Source organism: Paenibacillus sp. FSL F4-0243 (assembly GCF_037963295.1).
GTDB lineage: Bacteria > Bacillota > Bacilli > Paenibacillales > Paenibacillaceae > Paenibacillus_AQ.
Genome location: NZ_CP150151.1, coordinates 5,696,939 through 5,717,094, shown reverse-complemented (window position 1 = coordinate 5,717,094; position 20,156 = coordinate 5,696,939). Strand labels below are relative to the sequence as shown.

Genomic DNA, 20,156 nt, shown 5'->3' with positions numbered 1-20,156 from the left:
GCGGCCGACTGAGACTATACGACGATTATTCTCCAATTGAGGCTGTGATGTTGTCATGACGGGGCCTGCCGGGTAATAAAGATGATTAGAACTTTCAAATTTGGCTGAATTTGGATTGGTAGCCATGGAAACGGAGGGAAAGATCATGGCGGCACAGACAGTATCAGGCATCAGCTCCGTACAGACCATTGCGGCCTACGGCGGTACACAGAGTGATGTCAGTTCCCTGGAGAAACAGCGGAACCGGCTGATGATGGAACTGGATAAAGTGAATGCGGCACAAGGAAGTGAGATGCAGACTCCTTATCGCCGGGAGCAGCTGCAGCGGCAAATCCGGCTGCTGGAGTCCCAACTCGTACAGAAAAGCGGGAGTAGCGCCGCCGTAAATTTTGTACCGGCTTCTCCGCTTCAAGATCACCTCCCCCTCTCGCGGATTGAGTGGAAGGGAGGCCTCAAGGGCATCGGTCTGACCGATCCCCGGACGGCGACGGTGAACTCGGAGGGCCACTTCGACGTGTTAATTTAGGCAAGAGAGCGAAGGTGCGAAAAGCATCCGGTGATGAACCGGCTTTTCGCACCTCTTTTTTGAATAGGCGGTGAACCGTATCATAAGGAGCGGCAAGTTTCTCGTAGGTACCCAGCAAAACTGTGCATGAGATGTCGGATGGATGCCGACGACACTTGCTATATTGTTAGTGAAGGGAGGTCATTCGAATGGATTTGCTTGCAAATCTGAACGGGGCTCTACAATACATTGAAGAGAATCTTGCTGATGATATAGACCTGAAGGAAGCGGCTAGGTTGGCTTGTTGTTCCGAATATCATTTTTCTAGAATGTTCTCATTCCTTGCAGGCATCACGCTATCAGAATACATCCGTCGGAGACGCCTGACATCTGCGGCATTTGAGCTTCAAGCTGGAGAATTAAGAGTTATGGATGTGGCGGTGAAGTACGGATATAGCTCAGCAGACGCATTTTCTAGAGCTTTCCAAGGCTTGCACGGTATTTCGCCCTCTTCGGTAAAGTTGCATGGCCCTTCATTAAAAGCCTATCCGCGCTTGACCTTTCAATTAACCATTCAAGGGGGAAGTGCAATGAACTATCGTATCATTGAAAAAGAGTCATTCTGTATCGTAGGCATTACGAGAAGGGTACCTATCCAATTTAATGGCGTAAATCCGGAAATCGCATCTATGTGGAAAAGCTTAACTAGCGATGACATCGACCAGCTCAAAAAGCTCTCGAATGTCGAACCTCAGGGACTGATTCAAGCATCGATGAATTTTTCTGAAGAGAGAATGGAAGAAAAGGGAGAACTTGACCATTATGTTGGCGTTGCTACAACCAAGGAATGCCCCGAAAATTTAACGAAACTAGATGTTCCTGCAGCAACATGGGCTGTATTCGAAGCCGTTGGACCATTTCCCGATACATTGCAAAATGTCTGGGGACGCATCTATTCTGAATGGTTCCCTACCGCTAATTATGAGTTGGCAAGAGGCCCGGAGATTTTATGGAATGAGAGTAAGGATATATCTTCACCGACCTTCAGAAGTGAGATTTGGATACCGGTTTTAAAAAAATAATAAACGGTGATTACTATTGCACTTCTGATTTGTCAGGCCATCCCATAGAAGGATGGCTTTTTTTTGTTGTGGGGGATGGTTTGTAAAGTTGAGATTGACCCTTATTTTTACATATGAGAGAATAATGGAAATTTTAAAATGAAAGGAAAATAATGTATGAGTAATCTTTTCCGATTCATTCCTATTAGTCAACTAGCAGATAAATTTCCGGAAGGATCTTGGTGGGCGAAGTTTTACCAGGATTTCAGTGACGAGCAGCTAGCCGCTTATTATGAAGGGGATTTGACGCTGCCTTCTCTTAATCTGGATTGGGAGCAGGCTTTCCCGCAACAAAAAGAGGTTATCATCATTTTTATCGATGGAAATTTTACTGTAGACAATCTCTATAATAAAGAAACAGATGGTGCCATAGGGCTTATGGTAACCGGTAATTTGAATGCGAAAAATATAGCTGTAGGCGGTCAGGAAATCTATGTTTCGGGCAATCTGATGGTTGAGGAAATATTGTGCGGCACCTACAATCACGGGGAAACAATTGTTATAGGTGATCTTAGCGCTGCGGTTTTAGTTCAGGATGACGAGTACAGCATTAAAGTAGACGGGCAGAAATCTATTGCATGCTTAGTAAATGTATGGGAGGGAGACGGCGTATTTCAGGAGCTTCCGGTGGACATTCATGAGGTGTTGATTGATGAGGTTTTTCTGGATATGGATGAGGAGGACATGGAATTTTCCTTTTGCACGCTGGTGAATGTTATTGTAGAAGGGCGTTCCGCATTGAAAAAAGTAAGTGAACCCCTCACGAGAAAGAAACCTGTTCATTTATATTTTACCCATAACACGATCAATGAGGAAAATATATTGAAATTGACTCAGTGTATTTTAATGACGGATGACAAACCTTCTTTTAATTTTCAGGAGCAAGGCGTATTTTTCAAAGTTCAGCTGGAGCATATTGATGCAGACGGGGATGAGCGGGATCTCAGCGTTTATATGAAAGATAACCGGCATCACTATTATATTTGGCTGGAGCATGATCATTCCATCGGTTTGTTGAGGAGAACTATAGATGAGGGGTCTGAGTGGAAGCACATTACAGAAGAGTCTCAGGAACAGCTAGCGGAGATTAGCGATTGCTGGACTATGTTGCTGACCTGTATTAATATGGCTGAGCTTTATTTACGAAACATTGAGGTCCAATATGTGCAAGACATTTTGCAACACGCTGTAATTCAGGAATTATATTCGGAAGAAGAGGAGGATGACGGGTTCTGGGACGGCTCAAAATATTACAGCTTCCGTAAAGCGCATACGGACGAGGACGGAGACTACCTGCATGCTCGGATTGAAATCAAGACTCCAGATGAGGCGTATTATTTTTATACAGTGGATCATGGAACTTATGTTTCCCGGCATTATCAGCCGCCCAATCAATATGGCAAGCAGGACATGTCTTTTTTGGACCTTAGGCGCTGGGAGGCATCAGAGCAGTATTTTACAAGATTCAAGCAATTTATTGATCAGAAGATAGAGGCTGGTGTAAATAGTAAGGTTTGATGACGTTCTAAGAGGTGAGCTTTGTCGTCAAGGAGGTCACGCATCACGCATGGCAACCGATCTTCCACCGAGGAGACCAGCATGGCTGAAACAACAAAACAGGCGAGAGGGAAGCACCAGCACTTCCTCCTCGCCTGTTTGTGTTCATGTATTTTGCCTAGGGTGTATCCATTTTACTCCGGTATTCCTTGGGTTCCCCCATGGATATACGTTAAGGTCAGGGAATCGACGGCCCCTAGCCCCGGATTATAGGTAAAGGAGTACTCGATGGTATCCCCGTGTTGCAGGTTATTTACAGGGTAGGTATAGTTACCGTTTCCTGCCGGGGTCATGGCTACATTTAGCTGACCTATTTCGATTTTTAATATCTACATCCCATCTGGTAGAATAGGGAAAACCATATTTCTCTATATTCTAGTAACTTGATTATACGTTTGGGAGGTAGACCATGGACAAAGAACTAACCGCGCAGCTGACACAGTGGCATGAAGATGATGAACACCAGAAGATTGTAGACACTCTGATGGAGATTCCTCCAGCGGACAGAGATTACGAGGTAGTCAGCAGTCTGGCAAGAGCGTATAACAATTTGGGACGTTATGAAGAAGCCCTTGAACACTTCGCGATGATTGCGGAACAAGGGCAGAATGACTATCTGTGGCATTTTCGTGTGGGATATTCCTACTACTATTTGAATCGATATGAGGAAGCAGTGAGAGTGCTGAGTATTGCCCATGACCTCGATCCGAATGATGAGAATACGGCCATGTTTCTGAAATTCAGCCAGCGCAAGCTACGCAAAGAACAACACGCCGCAGCCAGACAGGCAATCAGAGAGCAACATAATGATTCGGGGACGACTGCAACTCCTTTTGAAGGGATGGACCTCTCCGAATTTTGGAAAGATAGCGATTATGCGCTAAAAGAATATGTTTCTGCCCCGCCTACGGATGAGCTGATTGATTCTGTAGAAGAAGAACTGGGTTACAAGCTTCCTGCCTCTTATATCAGTCTGATGAAGCAGCACAATGGGGGAGTTCCTTATAATACTTGTTTTCCGACGGAGGACGCGACCTCATGGGCTGAGGATCATATTGCGATTACGGGCATTATGGGCATCGGACGCGAGAAAAGCTATTCACTCTGTGGCGATCTCGGCAGCCCGTTCATGATTGAGGAGTGGGGGTATCCTGACATCGGCGTAGTAATTTGTGACTGCCCTTCGGCAGGCCATGATGTCGTGATGCTGGATTACCGGAACTGCGGGAGGGACGGCGAACCTGAGGTAATTCATGTGGATCAGGAAGATAATTATGAGATTACGTTCTTGGCCCAAGACTTCGAGACGTTTATACGCGGTCTGGTGAGTGATGAGGACTACGACACCTCTGAAGAAGATAAAGAGGAGGATTTGCGCAAAGTAGCCGTAGGCCAATTCTCGCCTTTGCTTGCGAAGCTGTGCAGCCATGTGTCTGAGGTAGATCAGCTTGAGCAGAAGATCCGTAGAGTCTGTACCCGAATCGTAGAAGAGAAGGGACACTTTTCCTTTCATGCGGATGAGCTTTCTACTCTGATGTACGATGTGCAGTTCTGGCTGTACACAAGCTCTTATCCAAATACGAGCCGTCAACAATATCTGGATGTATATGAGGAAATGATCGCTTTTGGCGGCGAGTTCGGTCAAGGCGGGTATGCTCCGGGCTGGATCAGCGACTGGCTGGATGGGCGAATACGGGAAGGGCTGATTGTTCAGAAAAACGGGGTGCTTTGCTTCACGGATCAAGCCCGCTCTGAGGTCATTGCACGGCTGGAAGCAGAATCCGCAGAAGAGGACGTTGCCCCTTTTATACTCGTGGATCAGCAAGGTGGAGGTATGTCTGTCATTCTAAATGTGGGTAGCTACCGTTCGGAAGTGTTCGAGGCCCGGGCAGACGAAGGATTTGAAGGCAACGGGTACGATTGGGCTTCTTTGGCGGCTGTGTTTGTGAACGAATATATGCCTGAATGGGTAGATACGATTCATTTTGACCCGGAAGCGGATATGTTCTGTGCTTATTCGGAGAATAGCGAAGCTATTAAGCAGTTCGCGGTGCGGTTGAAGCAGGCCTGTGAAAATGAGACGTTGATCCGGGATCTTTTTTCCCGCGCGGAGCTCGATTGATCACAATAGTATTCAAGGGCTGGATCACGGCAGAAGGTTGAGAGAATGCATCAGGTAGGAATCCGTTTCAAGGTTAGTTTTCGTTGGTACCAATATATGGATGATACGGTTTTTAGCTGACCGTCAGCATCTGCTGCAAGGATGAAGGCTATAAGTCTTGGCCGCCTTGCAGCAGATGCTCTTTTTTAGAAAGTTACGGGCATAGATTTGAACATGTGAAGTGGATTATTTTTGATATAATATAGTTAAAATTTTAGTTATTGTATTCTATTGATAGGGAATAATGAGAGAAAAGGAGAGATGGAAATGACGTATATCGTTGATTTTAAAAATGTGTCTACGGTCGGAGTAGAGTCTTCACCCGTAGCAGAAGCGCTTGCTGGTTTACGTGCCAATGAAGCTCGTTATTTTATGAACAAGTACAAGCATGAATTTACAGTTGTCCCAGCTAGCGAAAGCCAGGAAAACCTTGATTATGTGAGCCGAATTTTAAAAGAAGAACGTAATATTGAGTTTGCGGCAAAACCTTTAGAAACATCGCGTTTTCAAGTGGAAAATATTAAATTCACTTATGTCTTTTATGAAGATGGACTTGAGGTTAATGTCATGTATACGGTTGATGATCCTAAGAAGCGAGCCGTTGGTTTTAAGCTTTCTGAGGGGATGGAGATACCAAAGGAGTTAGAAGAGAAGTTTAAATTTGCTAGGCAAAAGTCTAAACTAGCCGGTACAATCCGTGGCTCGTATTTTGTAATCAAAGGAGAGTATTAAAGGAGTAAGAATAATACAAGCCTCTATTCCGAGTGGCGGGATAGAGGCTTTATTTATTTGCTATCTGCATAAGCCAAGTATCTTAAAATGAGGGCGTAACCAAGGGATTCACGGTAACTGTAACCATCGGACCAAGTAATTTAAAGTCCATACTTTCTTTTAATTTATCTAATCCTGCGGAAATGATTTTACAGAATTATCTCCGCAAGGCGATGTATCCCCTGCTCAATTGATGCTTCATCTACTTTTGCAAACCCCAATACCCATCCCTTTCTTTTGCTATCCAGACAATAGGGTCCAAGAGGGTAAACACGTATTCCATGTTGTAGGGCTAAATTTGTCACAGTTTCTTCGTCGTATGATTCCTCAGCCTCAAGTAACATATGCAATCCTGTTTCTACTCCACTGAGTTTAAAACGCTCCCCTAAACCACTAGCCATAATAGCTTTTGTCATGACTTCGTGTCTTCTTCGATATACATTTCTGACTCTTCTCATATGCCGCATAAAATGACCATTTTTAATGAAATGGGTTAGTGTTAGCTGATCCATAATCGGAAGATGACGGTAAGTCAGCTCCTGTACCTTCGCTAGTTGAGCAATTGCCTCGACTGAACCTATAATAGCCGAAATACGAATGCCAGGAGCAATCATTTTAGAGAAACTCATGAGATACAAAGTATTATTGGATGCCTGACTAAACAACGTTGGCAGCGGCTCCCCACGATACCGGAATTCACTATCATAATCGTCTTCAATGATCCAAAACCGTTCTTGAACCGCTTTATGTAGCAATTGTTGCCGACGGGGCTCCGACATAACGACCCCTACTGCGCACTGGTGAGAAGGGGTGGCAAAGATCAGTTTGGATTGAGGGTGAATATGCTCTACCACTAGACCATACTCATCAACGGGAACAGGTACCACATTCATTCGTCGATATTTCATCGCCATCCAAGCAGCTGGGAAACCTGGATCTTCTACTGAAACTGTGTCCCCATCAGCTAAAAGCGACTGTGCGATTAAGTCGATACTATGCTGAGCTCCTGAGGTCAACAGAATCTGATTAGTTTGGATATGTATGCCCCGTTCAAGGGATAAATAACGCTGTATTTGCTCACGTAATGGTGTGTAACCGTAGCAATTACCGTAAGCCCAGCTTGATAAATCCATTTCAGCAGATGCGTGGAGCAGCGATTGCCGCCAGCTTTTTTGAAATTGTTCATCCAAATAGGGTTCATGAGGACTGAAATCAATATCCACTTCTAGCTGTTCTTTACCTCTGAACCAGTCATGTAAATGATCAACAGCTGAGTCTAACAAGGAGAGTGAAGGAGGTGTGGGACCCTCTGTTTCTATTTCCTTCGTTGACACATTGAATTGCTTCCATCTACTAACTCGCGTTCCTCCTCGGCGAGAGGTAACTGTATAACCTCGACTTAACAATTCCTCATAGACGATCTGTATAGTTGAGCGTGAGACACCTACGATGTGAGCAAGTTCGCGGGTAGGTATTAGTAATTCTCCTGGCGCCCAGACTCCGCTAGTAATATTATGAATTGCTTGATCAAGCAATTGCTGCCAGATCGGTCTCTTATCATTACGAATTACTTTCATCATCGTACACACCTCCAAATAGAAGCCCAATCATAATAATATTAATTATGGATTGCTCTAAACGGTGATTTTTGGATATTTTAATGCAATCCATACATTGATATACTACCGTAACAACGCTGGTATTCGCAATTTGGTCGTTGCCGCACGTTAGAGTTAAAGGAGAGATATCGATATGAATTCGGTTCGTTACAAGAGCAGGGAATGCCTGGATCAAGAGAAGATTGAAGGGTTCCTTCAGCAAGCGAGATTGGGTTATCTTGGGTTGGCTGATGGCAATCTCCCCTATGTTGTGCCACTTAATTATGTATGGACAGAAGGGAAACTCTATTTTCACGGGGCTGGAGACGGAAGACGTAATCAGGTGATGAGTGATAATTCAGAGGTGTGTTTTACGGTATGTGAGGAATACGGAACCATTACGGATCCGGTACCTGCGAAAACGGATACAGCTTATATGAGCGTAATGATATTCGGACAAGCAGAACCGATCACAGATTTGGATGAAGCCACTCATGTACTTCAGGAAATGATGAATAAGTATGTACCAGGTTACTATAATCGCCCCTTGTCCAAGCAGCATGTGGAGAAGTATAGGTCAGCTGTATTCGGCGGTCCGGTTCAAGTTTATCGGGTCATTCCAAGCCATATGACGGCAAAAGAGAGTCCTATTGAAGCGGAAAAAATGTATAAAAAGGACATGGATACTAAACGTCAAGTTTAACCACAAGATATGCTGGGTTCGTTAGAAATTTCATCAAAAAAAAGCCTTTTGGAATAAAATCCAAAGGCTTTTTGTATGCTTATTTTTTTCAAGACCTTATTCAACATCATAATTGATCAGAAAGAAAAAGTCTATACTTTGGGCTGGATTTTATTTACTATTGTGAAGCCGGCAAAACTTAATAAATGGAGTGTTGTTAATGGACGTTACCTATCATCTCGATCAGGCCGACTTACAGGATTATATTGGACGGATTTTTGGCACCAGTTATTTAGTTACTCGTGTTTCACGAATGCATGGTGGCGCACAAAAGGTGGTCTACAAGATTGAGTGCAGTAATGGATTTTCCTGCGTTTTGTATGTGTGGGATCTTTCCATGAATTATTTTGAAGAAGAAAAAGCGAATGAAGATATAAATGAACAGTCCTATGGAAGTGATTTGTTTGAATTAAACAATAAGTATTTAACACAGCATGGAATTCAGACCCCAGCACTTTATGATCTGAATAAGGAAAGAGACCGTTACCCATTTGATTATGCGCTTGTTGAATATATAGATGGACGTAAGGCAGAAACCTTTTTCCAACATTCCGAATTAGCTGTTCAAGATAAAGTGTTTCAGCAGTTGGGGGATATGCTTACTACTATGCATACCACCGAAAGGCAGATTTTTGGGAAAGCCAATGCTAACGAGATCAGTACAGAACAATGTCATTCATTACAAATGGAAAATGCGAAAGTACAGCTAGCTTACGCCTCTCAGCATATGGAGAAGATTGGGTCTAATCAAAGTAAACTGCTCGATAAGTTGTATGAGCTTGAATCAAGAATTAAGCCTAGAAAGCAGTATGGATTTATTCATGGGGAACTGGGTCCTGACCATGTATTGGTTAATGATAAGCTGGAGCCCTTTCTGATCGATATCGAAGGAGCAGCGTTCTTTGATATTGAGCATGAGCATAGTTTTTTGGAGATGCGATTTGGAGATTTCTATCGGTATCTTAAGAACGATAAGCTTGATCCGGATAGGCTGTTATTTTATCAATTGCATCACCATATATCATTAACTTCAGCGGGTTTAAAGCTACAGCATAGAGGATTTCCCGATCAAAAATTCGCAAAAGGTCTAGCTGAATATCAATCAGAACGTGCGCTTAGGTTTATCGAAAAATGAAGAAATGGAAATGAAGCAAGAAGCGGCGCGTCATCTCTTGTCAAATATCGTGGGGAGCTGAATATTCGAGTTAATACACGGTAACGTTTCAACGAAGGGGGAGTCAACCTAACCTAGGGAGACTCCCTCTCTCTTGTGCGTTCTAGGGACAAGCCTGACGGTAGTCAAGAGGTGTATACGAAAGTAAAGACTAGTATATAGATGGGGGTCCTTTCCTTTCCTATACTAGAACTAGGAAGAGAAGCAGCATGAAGTAGATGCACGACCTATTTTGAGACAATGTGGAGGGGTAATATGAAGAAAAAAAGTAGAATACTTCTGATCGTCGCATTGATCCTAAGTTTAACTATCACGGCATGCGGCAAAGCCACAAATGAAGGGGAGAAGCAGCCTGAGAAGCAGCCTGAGACACCTGTGGAACAAAAAAATGAAGTGATTGAAGTTTCAACAGTTTCGGCAAGCGATCAGTATCTCAAATTCGATGAGGGCGAAAGCTTTGAGAAGAACTCGGTCTATGATGCGTATGAGAAAGATATCGGTGTGAAGCTCACGAATAAATGGGTGTCCGCCGATGACGTTCAATTCAAGGAAAAAGTGAAGATGTCCATCGCCTCCAATGATCTTCCGGACTTCATGAAGGTTAATGCTACACAGCTGAAAGAGCTGACCGAAGCGGATATGATTATGGATATCACGGACGTATATGACAAGAATGCGACGGATGAGACGAAGAAATTCTTGTCGATGGATGGCGGAATGCAACTGAAGACCGCCACTTTCGACGGTAAACTCATGGGGATTCCAAGTTCTTATAATCCGTACCAGTATCAGTTCCTCTATGTACGCACGGACTGGCTGAAGAAATTGAACCTGCCGGAACCGAAGACGATGGCGGATCTCTTGACGATCGCCGAAGCGTTCAAAACAAAAGATCCAGGCGGCACTGGGAAACCGTATGGAATTGTAATTAGCAAAGATCCATTTAACAACCAGTCCACAGCTGTTACAGGACTAATAGCATTCTTGAATAGTTACCATGCTTATGAAAATCTTTGGATGGAAGACGGAAATGGCAATTTGGTCAACAGTGACATTCAGCCTCAAGTGAAAGACGCACTTAAGGCGCTGCAGGAAATGTTCAAGAAAGGATTAATTGATCCTGAGTTCGTCGTTAAAGATGTGGAGAAAGCAGCAGAGCTCCTCTATAACAACAACGCAGGTATCGTATACGGCCAGTCTTGGGTACCGGCTCAGCTCGCTAAAGGCGCAGTAAAGGATGGTAAAGTCGTACAAGAGTGGGGCGTATTCCCGATTCCATCGGTGGATAGCGAACCTGCACTATCGCAGATAGGTTTGGGTGTTGACGAATATTATGTTATCTCCAAGCAAGCGAAGCATCCGGAAGGCGTTATTAAATTGCTGAACCATTGGATTGTCGTGGATAATCATCCGACGCCAGAACAGAAAGTGTATGAGTATGGTAAAGACCTGAAGGAGAAAGGCAACAACTACTGGCTTCTAAGCCCGCTTCGTGTTGGTAAACAAAAGGATAATAACGGTGAAATATTGCCAAAAGCGATCGAGAACAAAGACGAGAGCATTTTGGAGACGAAAGATCAAAAAACTCGTTACGAGCGTGCCATGAAGTATGTTGACGGTACCGATATCAACATGTGGTGGGAATATCTGATCTCAGGTCCAAAAGGTGCATATTCACTTATTCCTGAAATTCAGAACAATAAACAGTACCTACAAAACAAATTCTACGGCGCACCGACTCCAACCATGGCAGATAGACAAGAAATCCTGAAGAAGAAGCGGGATGAAGTATACTTCAAGATTATGATGAATCAAGTATCCGTGGATGAATTCGATAAATTCGTGGAAGAGTGGAAAAAGCTTGGCGGCGACGAAATGACCAAAGAAGTCAATGAATGGTACGCGACTCACAAACAATGATAGCAGGAGAATCGAGGGGTTGGACACAAACGACCTCTCTTTTCTTTAACCTAGTTCTTCATTTTTAGTCCTATAGCGAGGTGGATGGCATGAATGTATTAACGCGTATGTGGAAGAGGGAGTGGCCGCTTCACTTGATGTTGGTTCCTGGGATCGTATTGGTCCTCATCTTCAGTTATATCCCGATGGCCGGCATTATGATGGCCTTTCAGAAATACGTACCGAATAAAGGGCTGTTCGGCTCACCATTTATTGGTCTTAAAAACCTTCAGTTACTGATGGATTACCCCGATATCGGCCGGATATTCTTCAATACAGTATACATTGCGGTGATGAAAATTGTAGCAGGTATGATCGTTCCGGTCACCATAGCGATACTTCTGAATGAGCTGCGGAAAGAATGGGTCAAACGGACCTTCCAGACGCTCGTGTACTTGCCGCATTTTCTATCATGGGTCTTGTTAAGCGGTATTCTAATCGATGTATTGTCTCCATCTTCCGGTATTCTCAATCAAGTGCTTGGCTTGTTTGGTATAGACCCTGTTTTTTTCCTGGGTGACAACAAATGGTTCCCTTATGTCATGGTCATATCGGATGTATGGAAAGAGTTCGGATTTGGTACGATTGTCTATCTGGCTGCGCTTACCAGTATTAATCCGTCACTGTACGAGGCAGCGGAGATCGACGGCGCAGGACGCTTTAAGCAGACGTTACATGTGACGCTGCCGGGGATGCTTCCTATTATCGTTCTCATGTTTACGCTTAGTATCGGGAATGTACTGAATGCCGGATTTGATCAAATCTTCAACCTATATAGTCCTCCGGTCTATGAAAGCGCGGATATTATCGATACCTTCGTATATCGTATGGGGATTGAGCAAGCACAGTTCGGTTTCGCTACGGCCGTAGGACTGCTGAAATCCGTCATCTCTTTCATATTCGTATCTATGTCCTATATCTTAGCCTATCGTGTAGCGAATTACCGCATTTTCTAATGCAATCGGCGGTAATTCAGAAGGGAGACACATCGTGCGTACTAACAGATCATTCGGAAGAAAATTGTTTTTGATATGTAATTTTATTTTTCTGGCATCCGTATCTTTGTTATGCCTCATGCCTATTATTCATATTTTGGCGCTCTCGTTCAGCTCCGGGCAGGCAGCATCCGCCGGAAAAGTCATCCTGTGGCCTGTTGAATTCACAACGGCTGCTTATGCTAACGTATTTGGAAAACCTGAATATTTACGCGCATTCTGGGTATCGATTCAGCGGGTCCTTATGGGAACGACAATCAGCATGTTCCTGACGATTATCACGGCCTATCCATTATCCAAAGATTCTCGCCAATTTCGGCTGCGGACCTTCTATTCATGGTTTTTCGTATTCACGATTTTATTCAGTGGCGGGCTTATTCCAAACTATTTAACCGTGAAGAACCTTGGGATGCTCGATACAATCTGGGCTTTGGTGCTGCCGGGAGCGGTCACGGTGTTCAACGTTATTCTGCTGCTGAATTTCTACCGCAGTCTGCCCAAAGAACTTGAGGAATCTTCGCTGCTCGATGGGGCGGGTCAATTTACTACCTTATGGAAAATATATGTGCCGCTATCGTTGCCGGCATTGGCAACGACAGGTCTTTTCACTATGGTGGGGCATTGGAATAGCTGGTTTGATGGTATGATTTACATGAATCATCCCGAGAATTATCCGCTGCAGACCTTCCTGCAGACGATCATTATCAAAATGGATTTCCGCTTTATTAAACCTGAGAGGGCAGAATTAATGATCAAATTGTCCGATCGTACGAGCAGGGCAGCTCAAATATTCGTAGCAGCATTTCCGATTCTTATCGTGTATCCGTTCTTGCAGCGGTTCTTCATTAAAGGAATTGTGATGGGGAGTGTCAAAGAATAAAATAGGGCACTCAAACTATGACATTGCATTGCAGGAGAACAAACGATGAAAATCCGATTCTTGATTAAAGATTCCTCTATATTCCAGAAAATAATGGCTGCCTTTCTGGCAGCCTTGTTTCCGCTCATGGCGATTACCTGGTTGATTAATGAGAAGGGTTCGGACAATATTCGGAGTGAAATTTCCGAGTCTATTCTAAATACGACTCGCTTCTATCTGGATTCACTCGACAAGGAAGCAGACCGGATCAGCCGTTATTTGCCGAACTATGTGATGGACAAAGACTTGATGGAAATTGCAACTACAGGCAATTACATGAGTTATTACGATCGTGCGCAAAAAATATTAGATATCCAAAGACGGCTTGAATTGATGAAGAACTCAAGTCCATTTATTCAAGAAGCAAGGGCGTATATCCCTCTTATCGACCGAACGATTCTTAGCAATAAATTTGAAACTTCGATGAATAAGCAGGAATATGCTTCTATGCAGCAAAACAAGAGATTATACGAAGAACCTTTCATTTACTGGAACGATCGATTATTTATTTCCATGCAATACCCCATTAATACCGTTAAAAATCCGATTTATATCGTAGCGGTTGAATTATCGACTATCAAAATCAGAGAAACGTTATCTCAAATCGGCAGCTCGCGTGGTGGACAGAGCGTATTGCTCAATCTGGAACGTGGTTGGGAGATCGAGAGTGACATGGATCCGGAACTGCTGGAACAAATGAAATCCTTCGCTGCGGATAAGCGGGAATTGCAAAAAGACGAAGGATACGAAACGATTATGTATAATGGTAAGCGGTTTCTTACGGTATATAAATACTCCAGTCTCTGGAATTCCTATTCGATTATGTGCATTCCCGAAGAGACGATTTTGGGTTCTCTTGAGATCTATCGAACATTGTTCTGGTGGGCTTGCGCGCTAGCTGTGGGTATTGTCGTTTTCTTCTCCTACTTTCTATTACGATTTATCTATCGGCCATTAATGAAACTTGTGCATTCCTTTCGGCGCGTTCAGCAGAATAGGCTGGAACCGATTGTGATCGATCGTGGAGCCGATGAGTTCGGGTATTTGTACCAAGCTTTTAATAATACGATCCGATCCTTGAAAACACTAATCGAGGAAAATTACGAGCAGCAAATCAGGAACCAGCGTTCCGAACTGAAACGATTGCAGTCGCAAATTAATCCTCATTTTTTATATAACTGTTTTTTTGTATTGTGCCGGTTAATTAAATCCGAGAATCAGAAGGAAAAGGCTTATCAATTCTGCCTGTACATCGGACAATATTTTCAGTTCATTACTCGTGATGACGAGGATGATATTCCGCTGGGGCTGGAGGTCAATCATTCTCGCACGTATGTAGATATGCAAACCATATGTTACGGAGACCGTATTCAAGTCAAGTTCGAAGGTGATGTTCCCGATCTCTTCGTGCCGAGGCTGATTCTGCAGCCGATCATCGAAAATGCTTATAAGCATGCCTTGGGCAATATGATTCAGCAGGGTGAGCTATGGGTTCATTGTGAGCGGGTGGGTGATGTATTCTCCATCTATGTCGAAGATAATGGCCGAAGCATTTCCGATGCGGAGATCGAACAGCTTCAGAAGCGACTGCGTCAATCCACCACTCGGATGGAGGAAACAACCGGAATCATAAATGTGCATCGCAGAATACAGCTGCGGTACGGTGAGGAATATGGCATTACAGTGTCACGTTCTGCTCTTGGTGGACTTCAAGTAAGAATCAATCTAAGCGCGAACTAGAGGAGGAATCAGCATGTACCGACTGCTAATCGTCGATGACCTTCCCATTATTGTCGATGGTCTTCTGGAGCTATTCAATGAGACCGATCATTTACAACTCGAGGTTATGAAGGCATATTCAGGTGAAGAAGCACTGGAGGTACTGTCTCATCATCGTATTGATATCGTGATTTCCGACATTAAGATGCCTGGACTGGAAGGGATTGAGCTGCTTCGGGAAATCAAATCCCAGTGGCCGGCCTGCAAAGTTATTTTCTTAACAGGATACAATGATTTTCATTATGCTAAGAGCGCAATTACGTACGGTGGGTTCGATTATATTCTGAAGGTCGAAAGTGATGAGAAAATTATTCAGTCCGTAGAACGGGCGATTGAGAAAATTGAAGAAGAAAATAACCAAGAACAGATGATCGCTAGAGCGCAATCCAAAATGAGACTGGCATTGCCCTCCCTGCAAAAAGAGTATGTGTGGGAGCTCTTTCAAGGCAAGCATGTATCGGATAGCCAATTAAAGCAGGCGTTCAAAGAAATCGATATCCGGCTTGATGCGACATTGCCGGTTTACTTGCTCATAGGCAGGGTAGACGCATGGAAAGAAATGTTCACGACGCCGGATAAAGCGTTATTGACTTACGCCGTACAGAACATTTGCGATGAGTATTTGTCCACGCAGGTCAGATGCTATTCCGTTGTATTCGAGTTATCCAAAATCGTCTGGATGATTCAACCGAAAATCCCGGATGGATCGTCTATCGAATATGGGGATCAGGATTGGATCAGAGCTCATCGGTATACGAGCGGAATTCTGGAGACTGTGCAGGGAAATTGCAAGAGATTGCTGAGTTTATCGGTTTCTTTCCTTCTTGGAAGTGAAGCAACGACATGGGATAACATATCTGATCGGTTTCACTCGATCAAATACGGCCTGGTACAAGGACATGGATTATTTAATGAGGTCATATTGACCGATAAAGACATTCAAAGAGAAGTGAACGGTGATCTGAGTGGGAACTACCACGATGCCTTCTATCACGCCCGTGTTCAATTGCTGATGTCTTGTCTCGAGAATAATCATCGGGAGCAATTCAACAAGCTGTATGCCGAACTAACGTCCATTTGGAATGATGAGGAGTCGCCGAATGAGCGGAAGATCGAACTGTATCATTCGCTTTCAGCTATTTTTCTGTTCTATATCCATAAGAATCGGGAAATTCGGGATTACATCAATACGCTGATGGATCTGGATAAGTTATATCGCTATGGAGATTCCGCATCATGGTCGGAGCTGATTCAATACTTCTCGCAAATGGCGGATTGCTTCTTCGAATGGAATGCGCTGCGGGGTACGCAATTGCCGACAGAGGTCGTGAATAAGGTGCATCGATATATTGAAGAACATATTTCCACTGATATTTCCTTAAATGCGCTGGCCGATTACGTGAGCTTGAATCCATCGTATTTGTCCCGACTTTATAAGCAAATCACTGGAATGGGTTTATCTAAATATGTGAACGACTATCGTAACCTGATCGCCAAAGATATGCTGCTCAACACATCGATGAAAGTGAATGAAATTGCTGCTGCCCTGGGGTACAACTCAGCACTTGCATTTATTCGCTTCTTCAAGAAGCAGAATGAAACAACTCCGCAAGATTTCCGTATGGCAAGGACTCATATACAGAATCAAGGTCAATAAATGTATATGAAATGTCAGTAACGATCTCTTTTGCCTCCGTTCCTACCACCTTACAATGGAAGTACACTAGGTGCGCAAGAGGAGGAGTAGTCTTGAGAACATTAACAGCTGTATTACTTGGCGCTGGCAGTCGAGGAAGATATATTTATGGGCCCTACGCGGAGAAGTTCCCGAATGAATTAAAGATTGTTGCCGTAGCTGAGCCGGATGATGAACGTAGAAATCGATTTGCAGAGATTCATAGAATTGCCCCAGAACATGTCTACGATTCTTGGGAGAAAGTATTCGATCAGGGTCAAATTGCGGACGTGATGATAATTGCTACGCTCGATCGGATGCATTATATACCAGCGATGAAAGCGATGGAGCTAGGCTATCATGTCATGTTAGAGAAGCCGATGTCTCCTTCCATGGAAGAATGCATCGAATTGGAGCAAGCTTCGCTTCGGTATAAGCGATTGCTCGTCGTAACCCATGTCCTGCGATATTCCCCGTTCTGGTCTGGGATCAAAAAATGCATCGAAGACGGTGAACTCGGAACGATAGGTACGATTCAATTAACCGAAAATGTGGGCTACATGCATATGACACACAGTTATGTCCGCGGGAATTGGCGCAATTCGGAGGAGACTAGTCCCATGATCCTGGCCAAATCATGCCATGATCTGGATCTCATCTCATGGCTTATGAATCAACCGTGTACAAGCGTGAGCTCGTACGGATCATTACTGCATTTCAGGGCGGAGAACGCTCCGGAAGGCTCTGCGGATCGCTGTATCAACGGCTGTGAGGTTGAGAAGGAATGCGCCTTCTCGGCGATGAAAATATATATTCAGCCCCCGGAACACCCTTGGGCACGCTATATGACGAATGATTTGTCGCAAGAGGGGATCTTGAAGGCGCTGAAGGAAGGACCGTGGGGTCGCTGCGTGTATCGCTGCGATAATAATGTCGTGGATCACCAGGTAGTCAACATGGAGTTCGAGAACGGAGCGAATGCATCGTTCATCATGTCAGGGCTGACACAGAGCGGCACGCGCCGGGTTCAAATTATGGGAACACAAGGCGAGATCATCGGGGATATGGACAAAGGATCTTTCACGCTGTACCGCTATGTATCGGGCGAGAAGGTTGAGATTGGCTGCAATGTGGAAGGCGATGGCCATGGAGGCGGCGATGACCGTATGGTAAGCTCATTCCTGCGGAATGTGCGTCAATTCGACAGCAATCCATCGCAAGGTTTGACCTCGGCGACGGCATCCCTGCAGAGTCATTTGATCGCATTCGCGTCGGAACATTCGAGATTGAACGCAGGTCAGGCGGTCAAGCTTTCGGACTTGCAGAAGAAAGGACAAATGTCTGTATAAGATCAAATGATACTAGGAAGCCTCTTTCGAAGTGATGGGATGCCGTCATGGAGAGGGAGGTTTTTTGGTATGTATTTGATTCAAGTAATTGAGTCAATATGGGGAAGGTTTTTCGTTACATAATCTCAAGGCATAATAAAAGACCGCTCTACTGGAATGATTTCCGGATCTGCGGCCTTAGGACAAGATTCTATTATAGGGTCAATCTGTATCTAAAGGTGGTGAGATTAATGGAATTTAACAGTCTTGATACGAGCTTCTTCTTCATAGGTGAGTGGTTTTGGGGATCTAGGAGTGTGCAAGTGGCGTTGCACAGAATATTCCATTTTTTGATAATCCTCATTACCTGAATTCATCGTTGGATTCCAATTTTCCGTTACCCAATTTTTAAGTTCTTTAAGACCTGCTAGCATTTCCTCCAGCCTCCTTTGGCGAAGAAACAATATATTTTGTATTGTTCTGGTTACGCTTTCATTATATCATAGAAATTAGTTTTTAAAAGCTGTGTCCACGTGAAAAACACAGTTTTTAGGTGAACATTGTGTGTTAATTAGGGTTTGTACTTCCTATGGAGAAAAGTGTCTCCTTGTAGGAGACACTTTTATTAGATTTAAAATGATAATCTATTGCCCTTGCGAATCGCAAATTATTTCTAATAATTACCAATTCGGTAGATGACTTTAAAGTCGTAGATAGTGTTACTCTGATCATAACTAGAGCTGCATATATCGTTCGATATTCTATTTTTAATTGGAAAATAAGGTCTTATTTTATGGGCGTTCAATTAAATGGAACTATTTTTCTAGTATGATTGTTATTCTGGTGGAAATAAATTTTATTTTTAAAAAAATAGAGAAAATAATTTACAGAACCAAATTTAAGTGATATCTTGAATATGTAGAAAAGAAACCGTTCACATCTTAAGGGGGATTATCAATGACACTCAACAAGTTCCACGGAATTATACCTGCCTTCTATGCTTGCTATGACGATCAAGGAAATATTTCCGAATCCCGGACACATGCCTTATGTGATTACTTATTTGAAAAAGGAGTTCAAGGTGTTTATGTGGGAGGTAGTTCTGGAGAATGTATCTACCAGAGTCTGGACGAACGCAAAGCGGTACTTAGCTATGTAGCTAGTAACCTGAAAGGTAAAATGACACTGATTGCTCATGTAGGAGCCCCTTCTACTAGAGATAGTATCGAATTAGCAAAACATGCGGCGAGCTTAGGATATGATGCACTATCCGCAATCCCACCTATATATTTCAAATTACCTGATAGTGCAGTAACTAAATACTGGAGCGATATTATGGAGGCAACTCCTCTACCGTTCATTATCTACAACATTCCTCAGACTACGGGATATACACTAACTCCAGCTTTATTCGAGAAACTGCTTACTAATAAAAAAGTTATCGGCGTTAAGAATTCTTCTATGCCACCTATGGATATTGAACGCTTCAAAAGAGTGGGTGGAAAAGATGTAGTGGTCTTTAATGGACCGGATGAACAGTATGTTGCGGGAAGAATCATGGGAGCCGATGCTGGCATTGGTGGTACTTATGCAGTTATGCCGGAGCTGTTCTTGCAAGCTAATACATTTGTACTTGCCGGCAAGTTTGAGGAAGCAGGACAACTTCAAAGTGAGATCAACGATATCATCATCGCGCTTTGTTCCCTCAAGGGTTCTATGTATGCGGAAATTAAAGAGGTTCTGAGATTAAGAGGCGTAAACATTGGTAGTGTAAGAGCACCGCTTGAAGGGGTAGCCGCTGAAGATGCTGGTCCAATCGCAGATATTATGAAATTGATTGATCAAGCGATAGAAAAATATTGTGGTTAATGC

At 43.7% G+C, this 20,156-nt stretch carries 16 protein-coding genes and 1 pseudogene; 15 read left to right on the top strand and 2 right to left on the bottom strand.

Going from position 1 to position 20,156, the window contains the following annotated elements; genetic code table 11:
- The first annotated feature begins 145 nt into the window (after positions 1 to 145).
- The 6 genes and pseudogenes from NSS87_RS25410 (at position 146) to NSS87_RS25385 (ending at position 6,076) form a co-directional block, all read left to right on the top strand.
- Positions 146 to 526 carry a FlxA-like family protein gene (locus tag NSS87_RS25410; RefSeq protein ID WP_042191407.1) on the top strand — a complete coding sequence of 127 codons (381 nt, stop codon included), beginning with the start codon at positions 146 to 148 and terminating at the stop codon, positions 524 to 526.
- A 188-nt stretch (positions 527 to 714) separates the two neighbouring features.
- Positions 715 to 1,587 carry an AraC family transcriptional regulator gene (locus NSS87_RS25405; protein WP_339243369.1) on the top strand — a complete coding sequence of 291 codons (873 nt, stop codon included), beginning with the start codon at positions 715 to 717 and terminating at the stop codon, positions 1,585 to 1,587.
- A gap of 156 nt (positions 1,588 to 1,743) precedes the next feature.
- On the top strand, positions 1,744 to 3,144 hold the full coding sequence (locus NSS87_RS25400; protein ID WP_339243368.1) for a hypothetical protein: 1,401 nt from the start codon (positions 1,744 to 1,746) through the stop codon (positions 3,142 to 3,144).
- Between the two features lie 448 nt (positions 3,145 to 3,592).
- Positions 3,593 to 4,954 (top strand): annotated as a pseudogene (locus NSS87_RS25395) (SMI1/KNR4 family protein); the annotation flags it as partial.
- Between the two features lie 42 nt (positions 4,955 to 4,996).
- A complete protein-coding gene (locus NSS87_RS25390; protein WP_256721739.1) occupies positions 4,997 to 5,305 on the top strand; it encodes an immunity 51 family protein in 309 nt (102 codons plus the stop codon).
- A 306-nt stretch (positions 5,306 to 5,611) separates the two neighbouring features.
- On the top strand, positions 5,612 to 6,076 hold the full coding sequence (locus NSS87_RS25385) for a hypothetical protein (protein ID WP_042191399.1): 465 nt from the start codon (positions 5,612 to 5,614) through the stop codon (positions 6,074 to 6,076).
- Between the two features lie 188 nt (positions 6,077 to 6,264).
- Here NSS87_RS25385 and NSS87_RS25380 read toward each other — a convergent pair whose 3' ends face one another.
- On the bottom strand, positions 6,265 to 7,695 hold the full coding sequence (locus NSS87_RS25380; protein ID WP_339243367.1) for a PLP-dependent aminotransferase family protein: 1,431 nt from the start codon (positions 7,693 to 7,695) through the stop codon (positions 6,265 to 6,267).
- A gap of 172 nt (positions 7,696 to 7,867) precedes the next feature.
- Between NSS87_RS25380 and NSS87_RS25375 the strand changes: the two genes are divergently transcribed.
- The 8 genes from NSS87_RS25375 to NSS87_RS25340 all read left to right on the top strand — a co-directional run bounded on the left by NSS87_RS25375 (position 7,868) and on the right by NSS87_RS25340 (position 18,305).
- A complete protein-coding gene (locus NSS87_RS25375) occupies positions 7,868 to 8,416 on the top strand; it encodes a pyridoxamine 5'-phosphate oxidase family protein (RefSeq protein WP_339243365.1) in 549 nt (182 codons plus the stop codon).
- Between the two features lie 244 nt (positions 8,417 to 8,660).
- Positions 8,661 to 9,590, top strand: a complete 930-nt coding sequence (locus NSS87_RS25370; RefSeq protein WP_339248669.1) for a phosphotransferase — start codon at positions 8,661 to 8,663, stop codon at positions 9,588 to 9,590.
- 294 nt (positions 9,591 to 9,884) lie between these two features.
- A complete protein-coding gene (locus NSS87_RS25365) occupies positions 9,885 to 11,549 on the top strand; it encodes an extracellular solute-binding protein (RefSeq protein WP_339243364.1) in 1,665 nt (554 codons plus the stop codon).
- Positions 11,550 to 11,638: 89 nt separating this feature from the next.
- Entirely contained in the window at positions 11,639 to 12,544 is a 906-nt protein-coding gene (locus tag NSS87_RS25360) for an ABC transporter permease subunit (RefSeq protein WP_042191391.1), read from the top strand.
- Between the two features lie 34 nt (positions 12,545 to 12,578).
- Complete coding sequence (locus NSS87_RS25355; RefSeq protein ID WP_042191389.1) at positions 12,579 to 13,463, top strand: carbohydrate ABC transporter permease; 885 nt, start codon at positions 12,579 to 12,581, stop codon at positions 13,461 to 13,463.
- A gap of 45 nt (positions 13,464 to 13,508) precedes the next feature.
- The gene (locus tag NSS87_RS25350) at positions 13,509 to 15,242 is read left to right on the top strand and encodes a histidine kinase (protein ID WP_076286024.1); all 1,734 of its coding nucleotides are present in this window, start codon (positions 13,509 to 13,511) and stop codon (positions 15,240 to 15,242) included.
- Positions 15,243 to 15,255: 13 nt separating this feature from the next.
- Positions 15,256 to 16,938, top strand: a complete 1,683-nt coding sequence (locus NSS87_RS25345) for a response regulator (RefSeq protein ID WP_339243363.1) — start codon at positions 15,256 to 15,258, stop codon at positions 16,936 to 16,938.
- 92 nt (positions 16,939 to 17,030) lie between these two features.
- Positions 17,031 to 18,305, top strand: a complete 1,275-nt coding sequence (locus NSS87_RS25340; RefSeq protein WP_076286026.1) for a Gfo/Idh/MocA family oxidoreductase — start codon at positions 17,031 to 17,033, stop codon at positions 18,303 to 18,305.
- Positions 18,306 to 18,532: 227 nt separating this feature from the next.
- Here the strand turns inward: NSS87_RS25340 and NSS87_RS25335 are convergent, their stop codons facing one another.
- Positions 18,533 to 18,718 (bottom strand): hypothetical protein, encoded by a 186-nt coding sequence (locus NSS87_RS25335; RefSeq protein WP_042130754.1) that lies wholly within the window; start codon positions 18,716 to 18,718, stop codon positions 18,533 to 18,535.
- Between the two features lie 523 nt (positions 18,719 to 19,241).
- On the opposite strand from NSS87_RS25335, the gene NSS87_RS25330 reads away from it, so the two are divergent.
- Positions 19,242 to 20,153 (top strand): dihydrodipicolinate synthase family protein, encoded by a 912-nt coding sequence (locus NSS87_RS25330; RefSeq protein ID WP_042191380.1) that lies wholly within the window; start codon positions 19,242 to 19,244, stop codon positions 20,151 to 20,153.
- Positions 20,154 to 20,156 lie beyond the last annotated feature (3 nt).

Excerpts from the sequence above, each read along its gene's own strand:
- NSS87_RS25410 (WP_042191407.1), top strand. The coding sequence starts at position 146 with ATGGCGGCACAGACAGTATCAGGCATCAGCTCCGTACAGACCATTGCG.
- NSS87_RS25405 (WP_339243369.1), top strand. The coding sequence starts at position 715 with ATGGATTTGCTTGCAAATCTGAACGGGGCTCTACAATACATTGAAGAG.
- NSS87_RS25400 (WP_339243368.1), top strand. The coding sequence starts at position 1,744 with ATGAGTAATCTTTTCCGATTCATTCCTATTAGTCAACTAGCAGATAAA.
- NSS87_RS25385 (WP_042191399.1), top strand. The coding sequence starts at position 5,612 with ATGACGTATATCGTTGATTTTAAAAATGTGTCTACGGTCGGAGTAGAG.
- NSS87_RS25380 (WP_339243367.1), bottom strand. The coding sequence starts at position 7,695 with ATGATGAAAGTAATTCGTAATGATAAGAGACCGATCTGGCAGCAATTG.
- NSS87_RS25375 (WP_339243365.1), top strand. The coding sequence starts at position 7,868 with ATGAATTCGGTTCGTTACAAGAGCAGGGAATGCCTGGATCAAGAGAAG.
- NSS87_RS25365 (WP_339243364.1), top strand. The coding sequence starts at position 9,885 with ATGAAGAAAAAAAGTAGAATACTTCTGATCGTCGCATTGATCCTAAGT.
- NSS87_RS25360 (WP_042191391.1), top strand. The coding sequence starts at position 11,639 with ATGAATGTATTAACGCGTATGTGGAAGAGGGAGTGGCCGCTTCACTTG.
- NSS87_RS25350 (WP_076286024.1), top strand. The coding sequence starts at position 13,509 with ATGAAAATCCGATTCTTGATTAAAGATTCCTCTATATTCCAGAAAATA.
- NSS87_RS25345 (WP_339243363.1), top strand. The coding sequence starts at position 15,256 with ATGTACCGACTGCTAATCGTCGATGACCTTCCCATTATTGTCGATGGT.
- NSS87_RS25335 (WP_042130754.1), bottom strand. The coding sequence starts at position 18,718 with ATGCTAGCAGGTCTTAAAGAACTTAAAAATTGGGTAACGGAAAATTGG.
- NSS87_RS25330 (WP_042191380.1), top strand. The coding sequence starts at position 19,242 with ATGACACTCAACAAGTTCCACGGAATTATACCTGCCTTCTATGCTTGC.